The organism is Kitasatospora sp. NPDC127116 (genome assembly GCF_042677365.1).
GTDB lineage: Bacteria > Actinomycetota > Actinomycetes > Streptomycetales > Streptomycetaceae > Kitasatospora > Kitasatospora lactacystinica.
On sequence record NZ_JBHXTL010000008.1, the window covers coordinates 134,010 to 140,732 of the forward strand.

Consider the following 6,723-nt stretch of genomic DNA (forward strand, 5'->3'; position numbering starts at 1 on the left):
GGGCTGCCTACGCCCCCGTCGGTCAGGTCCCGCTCAGGCCGAGCGCCTCGCGGTACCAGGCGGCGGCCTCCGGGAGGCGGGCCAGCGGGCCGGGGCCGGGCGGGCAGGCGGCGAGCCGCCAGATCCGTTCGCTGCGGTACCAGTGGTCGCGGGCGATCAGGCCGAACTGCCGCTCGGAGACCCGGCCGGGGGCGGCGGCCAGCAGCCGGCGGCACTCCTCCCACGGGACGGCCGGGCCGTCCGGGGCGGGCAGCAGGCCGAGGGCGGCCAGGGCGGCGATCAGGTCGCCGCCGCGGACCGGCCCGGGGTGCGAGGCGTGGTGGACGCCCGGCGGGGCGGCGTGCTCTTCCAGGGCGAGCGCGGTGATCAGCCGGGCCAGGTCGGTGCGGTCCACCAGGGAGAGCCGGGCGCTGCCGCCCTCCCAGCGGACCGGCACCCGGCGGACCAGCTCGGCTAGCGCGGGCACCACCCAGCGGTCGCCGGTGCCGGTCACCAGCCCGGGGCGCAGCACGTATCCGCCGGCCGCGAGCGCGTGGCGCTCGCCGAGCAGCCGGGTGCGGCTGGCCTCGGACACCGGGGCGGGCGGCACCTCGTCCACCTCGACGTCCGTGTGCGGGCCCTCGCCGTAGACCGCCGCCGTGGAGAGGTGGACGATCCGCCGCACCCCGGCGCGGGTGGCGGCCGCCATCAGGGCGGCGGTGCCCCGGTCGTTCACCGCCTCGCACTCCTCGGCGCCGCCGTCGACCCGGGAGGCGAGGTGCACCAGGGCCCCGGCGCCCGTGCAGAGCTCCGTGAGCGCGGCCGGGTCGGCGAGGTCGCCCGGTACCCAGGCGGTGCCGGGAGCGGCGTCCTGGGGCGGTGTGCGGGCCAGTGCCCGCACCGGGACGCCGCGCGCCGTGAGGGCCGCCAGCACGGCGGAGCCGATGAAGCCGGTCGCCCCGGTCAGTGCGACCGCGGGGCGCGCCGCGGATCCGTGTTCCGTCGCCATCTCCGAGCCTCCCTGCCGACCGGCCGGTCAGTCTAGCCAGCGGGCGCCCCCGTGGGGAGGCACCCGTACGGAGGGGGTGGGGGGATGGCCCGAGGTAAGGCCCACCTAGGCTGTAGACCAAGCAAAACGGGCGAACCGGACCCCCAGCGGGGACCACGAGGACGGAAAGCGGGACCCGCCGATGGGCGACGGAATGTCAGGCATGCACCACCACGGCGGGATGACCCGACTAGGCCCGTTCACCTTGTCCAACGTCTGGACCTGGTCGCCGGACTGGGTGTTCCTGCTCGGCGGCCTGGTCCTCCTGGGGCTGTACGCGGCGGGCGTGGTGCGGCTGTACCGGCGCGGCGACCGCTGGCCGATCGGCCGGATGGCGGGCTGGGCGATGGGTGTCGCCAGCCTGCTGCTGGTCACCTGCACCGGGCTGAACGACTACGGCATGGTGCTGTTCAGCGCGCACATGATCCAGCACATGGTGCTCTCCATGCTGACGCCGATCCTGCTGCTGCTCGGCGCCCCGATCACGCTGGCGCTGCGGGCGCTGCGCCCGACCGGCAAGGGCCGTCCACGCGGGCCGCGCGAGCTGCTGGTGGCGCTGCTGCACAGCCGGTACGTCCGGATCGTCTCGCACCCGGCGTTCACCATCCCGATGTTCATCGCGAGCCTGTACGGGGTCTACTTCACCCCGTTGTTCGACTTCCTGATGCAGTACCGCCTCGGGCACATCTTCATGATGGTGCACTTCCTGCTCACCGGTCTGGCCTTCTTCTGGCCGATCATGGGCGTGGACCCGGGCCCGCACCGCCCCGGCCACGTGATGCGGATCATCGAGCTGTTCATGGGGATGCCGTTCCACGCCTTCTTCGGCGTGGCGGTGATGATGGCCGCCCACCCGCTGGTCACCACCTTCACCGTGGAGGGCGCGCCACCGGGGACGAACCTGCTGGAGGACCAGAAGCTGGCCGGCGGCATCACCTGGGCGTTCGGCGAGATCCCGACCGCGATCGTGCTGATCGCGCTGGTCTACCAGTGGATGGGCTCCGAGCAGCGGCAGGCCCGCCGCCGCGACCGCTCCGAGGAGCGCACCGGCGATGCCGAGCTGGAGGCGTACAACGCCTACCTGGCCTCCTTGCACAAGCGTGACCGGCGCCCGGGCACGGCCCCGGCCGCCCCGGTCACCGGCGCCGCCCCGGCGGCCGACGTCGGCTGAGCCCGCCGCCCGCCGCGGGACCCCTGTTCCCGGGAGCCCCCGTTCCGCCTCCGGAACGGGGGTTCCGCCGTTTCCGGGCGCCCGCGCAGCAGGGGCCCACGGGAGGCCGGAACGGCCGCGGGACAGGAGTTCCGCCGGGCCCCGGAACGGTCGTTCCGCCGCGGGCGTTCGAACGGATATGCACGTCCTGCTGTTCGTCGCCGTCCTGCTCTGCGGGTCCGTCCTGCTCTGGCCGCTCGGCTTCCTCGGCGTGGCGCTGTACCAGCGCCGTCGGCCCGCGCCGGCCGGCTCCGACTACCTGGTGGTCCTGGGCGCCGCGCTGGACGGCTGCGAGCCCGCTCCCCCGCTGGCGGCCCGGCTGGACGCCGCGCTGGAACGTTTCGCCGCCGAGGAGGCCGCCGGGTACGCCCCACTGGTCCTGGTGACCGGCGGGAAGGGCCCGCACGAGGAGTGCACCGAGGCCGCCGCGATGGCCCGCTACCTGACCGCCCGGGGCGTCCCGGCCGAGCGGATCCGACGCGAGGAGCGGGCCGTGAACACCGCCGAGAACCTGCGGTTCAGCGCCGCCCTGATGGCCGCCGAGCGCCCCGGCTACCGCTGCACGGTGGTCACCAACGGCTTCCACACCGTCCGCTCCGCGCTGGCCGCCCGCCGGGCGGGCGCCACCGCCGCCGTGCTCGGCGCGGACGGCCCGCTGGCCCACGGCCCGTACCTCCTGCTGCGCGAGGCCGTCGGCACCGCCCTCGCCCTGCTCGGCCGGGCGTGAACAGCGGTCCGGGCGTGAACACCGAACCGGCGATCCGGACGTGAACACCGAACCGGTGGTCCGGACGTGAACGCCGAGAGGCCCCGGGTCCGATGCGGACCCGGGGCCTCTCGTCAGCTCAGCTCGGCCGGGTTCAGCCGAGGTTGGCGAGCGCCTCGTTGAAGGTCTTGGACGGGCGCATCACGGCCGCGGCCTTGGCCGCGTCCGGCTGGTAGTAGCCGCCGAGGTCGACCGGCGAGCCCTGGACGGCGATCAGCTCGTCCACGATGGCCGACTCCTGCTCGGTCAGCGTCGCGGCCAGGCCGGCGAAGGCCTCGGCCAGCTCGGCGTCGGCGGTCTGCCCGGCCAGCTCCTGGGCCCAGTACATGGCCAGGTAGAAGTGGCTGCCGCGGTTGTCGATGCCACCGAGGCGGCGGCTCGGCGACTTGTCCTCGTTGAGGAAGGTGCCGGTGGCGCGGTCCAGGGTGTCGGCCAGCACCTGGGCGCGGGCGTTGTCGGTGGTGGTGGCCAGGTGCTCGAAGCTGGCGGCCAGCGCGAAGAACTCGCCCAGGCTGTCCCAGCGCAGGTAGTTCTCCTTGACCAGCTGCTGGACGTGCTTCGGGGCGGAGCCGCCGGCGCCGGTCTCGAAGAGGCCGCCGCCCGCCATCAGCGGGACGACCGACAGCATCTTGGCGCTGGTGCCCAGCTCCAGGATCGGGAACAGGTCGGTCAGGTAGTCGCGCAGCACGTTGCCGGTCACCGAGATGGTGTCCTCGCCGCGGCGGATGCGCTCCAGCGAGAACGTGGTGGCCTCGACCGGGGACTTGATCTCGATCTGCAGGCCGGTGGTGTCGTGCTCCGGCAGGTACTGCTTGACCTTCTCGATCAGCACCGCGTCGTGGGCGCGGTTCTCGTCCAGCCAGAACACCGCCGGGACGCCGGTGGCGCGGGCGCGGGTGACGGCCAGCTTGACCCAGTCCTGGATCGGCAGGTCCTTGGTCTGGCAGGCGCGGAAGATGTCGCCCGGCTGGACGGCCTGCTCCAGCACCACGTTGCCCTCGGCGTCGACGAGGCGGACGGTGCCCGCGGCGGCGATCTCGAAGGTCTTGTCGTGCGAGCCGTACTCCTCGGCCTTCTGGGCCATCAGGCCGACGTTCGGCACCGAGCCGATGGTCGCCGGGTCCAGGGCGCCGTGGGCGCGGCAGTCGTCGAGGACGGCCTGGTACACGCCGGAGTAGCTGCTGTCCGGCAGCACGGCGAGGGTGTCGGCCTCCTTGCCGTCCGGGCCCCACATGTGGCCGGAGGTGCGGATCATGGCCGGCATCGAGGCGTCGACGATGACGTCGCTCGGCACGTGCAGGTTGGTGATGCCCTTGTCGGAGTCGACCATGGCCAGGGCCGGGCCCTCGGCCAGCTCGGCCTCGAAGGAGGCCTTGATCTCGGCGCCCAGGTGCGGCACGTTGTCGAGGCCGGCCAGGATGCCGCCGAGGCCGTTGTTCGGGTTCAGACCGGCGGCGACCAGCACCTCGCCGTACTTGGCGAAGGTCTTCGGGAAGAAGGCGCGGACCACGTGGCCGAAGATGATCGGGTCGGAGACCTTCATCATGGTGGCCTTGAGGTGCACCGAGAACAGCACGCCCTCGGCCTTGGCGCGGGCGACCTGCGCGGCCAGGAACTCGTTCAGGGCGGCGGCCCGCATCACCGAGGCGTCGACGACCTCGCCGGCCAGCACCGGCACCTTCTCGCGCAGCACGGTGGTGGCGCCGTCCTCGCCCAGCAGCTCGATGCGCAGCGCACCGTCGGCGGCGATCACGGCGGACTTCTCGGTGGACCGGAAGTCGTTCTCACCCATGGTGGCGACGTTGGTCTTCGAGTCGGCCGTCCAGGCACCCATGCGGTGCGGGTGGGTCTTGGCGTAGTTCTTGACCGACTGCGGGGCGCGGCGGTCCGAGTTGCCCTCGCGCAGGACCGGGTTGACGGCGCTGCCCTTGACCTTGTCGTAGCGGGCGCGGACGTCCTTGTCCTCGTCGGTCTGCGGGTCGTCCGGGTAGTCCGGCAGGGCGTAGCCCTGGGCCTGCAGCTCGGCGACGGCGGCCTTGAGCTGCGGCACCGAGGCCGAGATGTTCGGCAGCTTGATGATGTTGGCGCTCGGGGTCTTGGCCAGCTCACCCAGCTCGGCCAGCGCGTCGCCGATCCGCTGCGCCTCGGTCAGACGCTCCGGGAAGCTCGCGATGATCCGCCCGGCCAGGGAGATGTCGCGGGTCTCCACGCGCACACCCGCGGTCGAGGCGTAGGCCTGGACCACCGGCAGGAACGAGTAGGTCGCCAGGGCCGGAGCCTCGTCGGTGTGCGTATAGATGATGGTCGAGTCAGTCATCGGTACTCCGCTTCACGTCTCCAACGTCTTGACGTCAAGATATCTCGTCACGGGCCTCCGGCTCCACCTCCCCCCGTTTCCGGTCGCGTTCCGGTCGCGTTCCGGTCCCGCACGGGTCCGGTCGGCGGGCGCCGCGGCGCTCGCGGCGGGGCGCTCCGGCAGCCGTGAGCGGGGCTCGGCGCAGGACTCGACGCAGGGCGCGGCGCAGGACGTGCCGGGGGCCGAACTCCACGGTGGTCCGGGTCGGCACGCACGGCAAGCGGAGCGCTCGACCGGTGGTTTGGTCCACTCGGGTGAGTCGGACGTCAGGAGTGCGTCAACGCACGACCCCATTCGGTCAACGGAGCGTCAGGACCGGCGCTCCCCGGGCCGGGCCGCCCTAGCGTCGAGGCAGTAGTTCCGGCAGGCACCACCACCCCACTCGGGAGCATCCGCATGGCCCGCGTCGTCTGGCACGTTCCGGTCACCGCCTCCGGCACCGGAAGCACCACCGCACTCCGCCTGTTCCGCCTGCGCGACGGCCGCCGCTGCGCGGTCGGATTCTCCAGCCCCGAGGCCCTCGTCGCCCTCCTCGGGCCCGACCAGGCCCACGCCGAACTCGGCGAGCCCGCCCTCCGTGACCTCACCGCCCCGCTCGGGATCGACACCCTGGTGCTGGACCCGCGGCTGGTCGCCCCCGCCGTCACCGCCCCGCCCGTCACCGCCCCGCCCGCCGCGCCGCTCACCCCGGCCCCGACCCCGACCGCCCCGACCCCGGCCCCGGCCACGGCCGCCCGGCTCCAGCGCCGGTGACCGCCCCGCTCCGACTGGTCCCGGACGGTCCGGATCCGGCGGTACGGGCCCAGCCGGCCCGCTCCCTGCACGCGATCGTCCGGATCAGCCACGGCCCCGTCCCGCTCGACTTCGACCGCCTCGCGGCGGAGTTCCCGGCCGTCCAGAGCGGCCTGGCCCTGGTCGGCGAGGCCGACCTCGAACTGCGCCTCGCCTGTACCGGCCCCGAGGAGTTACGGACGATCGCCGCCGCCCTGCACCGCGCGGGCGCCGCCAAGGTGCACATCGACCTCGTCCTGCGCGCCCTCACCCCGGCACCGGTCACCCTGCGCCCGGTGCCGTAGCGGTGCCGTGAGCGGCCCCGGTCCGGGCCGCCGGCCCGGTGCCCCGCTCCCCCGTCCGGGGGTCGGGGCGCCGGAGCGCGCTCACTCCTCCCCGGGCCGCGGATCCGGGTTGATCGCCTGGCCGTCGATGGGCTGGCCCCAGCCGTCCTCACCGGCCGCGTCGACGCAGTAGCCGCTGCCCTCGACGTGGCCGCCCGCGCTCCGGCACTGGTCCGCGGTGACGTCCCGGCGCCCGGTCGCCGGCCCCGGGCCCGGGGGGGGGGCCCCCCCCCCCGGGGGGGGGGGGGG

The 6,723-nt window shown here is 74.3% G+C and carries 6 protein-coding genes and 1 pseudogene; 4 read left to right on the top strand and 3 right to left on the bottom strand.

Going from position 1 to position 6,723, the window contains the following annotated elements:
• Positions 1–22: 22 nt before the first annotated feature.
• Complete coding sequence (locus tag ACFVHV_RS05630; RefSeq protein WP_380348999.1) at positions 23–988, bottom strand: NAD-dependent epimerase/dehydratase family protein; 966 nt, start codon at positions 986–988, stop codon at positions 23–25.
• A gap of 202 nt (positions 989–1,190) precedes the next feature.
• Here ACFVHV_RS05630 and ACFVHV_RS05635 point away from each other — a divergent pair, with 202 nt between their 5' ends.
• Both ACFVHV_RS05635 and ACFVHV_RS05640 read left to right on the top strand, forming a co-directional pair.
• Positions 1,191–2,198, top strand: coding sequence for a cytochrome c oxidase assembly protein (locus ACFVHV_RS05635; RefSeq protein ID WP_359898450.1), 1,008 nt, complete (start codon positions 1,191–1,193; stop codon positions 2,196–2,198).
• Between the two features lie 178 nt (positions 2,199–2,376).
• Positions 2,377–2,964, top strand: a complete 588-nt coding sequence (locus tag ACFVHV_RS05640; protein WP_380349001.1) for a YdcF family protein — start codon at positions 2,377–2,379, stop codon at positions 2,962–2,964.
• 133 nt (positions 2,965–3,097) lie between these two features.
• Here the strand turns inward: ACFVHV_RS05640 and ACFVHV_RS05645 are convergent, their stop codons facing one another.
• Positions 3,098–5,320 carry an NADP-dependent isocitrate dehydrogenase gene (locus tag ACFVHV_RS05645; RefSeq protein WP_359898448.1) on the bottom strand — a complete coding sequence of 741 codons (2,223 nt, stop codon included), beginning with the start codon at positions 5,318–5,320 and terminating at the stop codon, positions 3,098–3,100.
• A 435-nt stretch (positions 5,321–5,755) separates the two neighbouring features.
• Between ACFVHV_RS05645 and ACFVHV_RS05650 the strand changes: the two genes are divergently transcribed.
• The gene (locus ACFVHV_RS05650; protein WP_359898447.1) at positions 5,756–6,112 is read left to right on the top strand and encodes an SAV_915 family protein; all 357 of its coding nucleotides are present in this window, start codon (positions 5,756–5,758) and stop codon (positions 6,110–6,112) included.
• Positions 6,109–6,435, top strand: coding sequence for a hypothetical protein (locus ACFVHV_RS05655; protein WP_359898446.1), 327 nt, complete (start codon positions 6,109–6,111; stop codon positions 6,433–6,435). Before ACFVHV_RS05650 ends, ACFVHV_RS05655 begins: the two co-directional genes overlap by 4 nt.
• A gap of 81 nt (positions 6,436–6,516) precedes the next feature.
• Here ACFVHV_RS05655 and ACFVHV_RS05660 read toward each other — a convergent pair.
• Positions 6,517–6,723: pseudogene (locus ACFVHV_RS05660) on the bottom strand (hypothetical protein); the annotation flags it as partial.

Bases quoted from the DNA above. Each gene is read 5' to 3' on its own strand.
- ACFVHV_RS05630 (WP_380348999.1), bottom strand. From the start codon at position 988: ATGGCGACGGAACACGGATCCGCGGCGCGCCCCGCGGTCGCACTGACC.
- ACFVHV_RS05635 (WP_359898450.1), top strand. From the start codon at position 1,191: ATGCACCACCACGGCGGGATGACCCGACTAGGCCCGTTCACCTTGTCC.
- ACFVHV_RS05640 (WP_380349001.1), top strand. From the start codon at position 2,377: ATGCACGTCCTGCTGTTCGTCGCCGTCCTGCTCTGCGGGTCCGTCCTG.
- ACFVHV_RS05645 (WP_359898448.1), bottom strand. From the start codon at position 5,320: ATGACTGACTCGACCATCATCTATACGCACACCGACGAGGCTCCGGCC.
- ACFVHV_RS05650 (WP_359898447.1), top strand. From the start codon at position 5,756: ATGGCCCGCGTCGTCTGGCACGTTCCGGTCACCGCCTCCGGCACCGGA.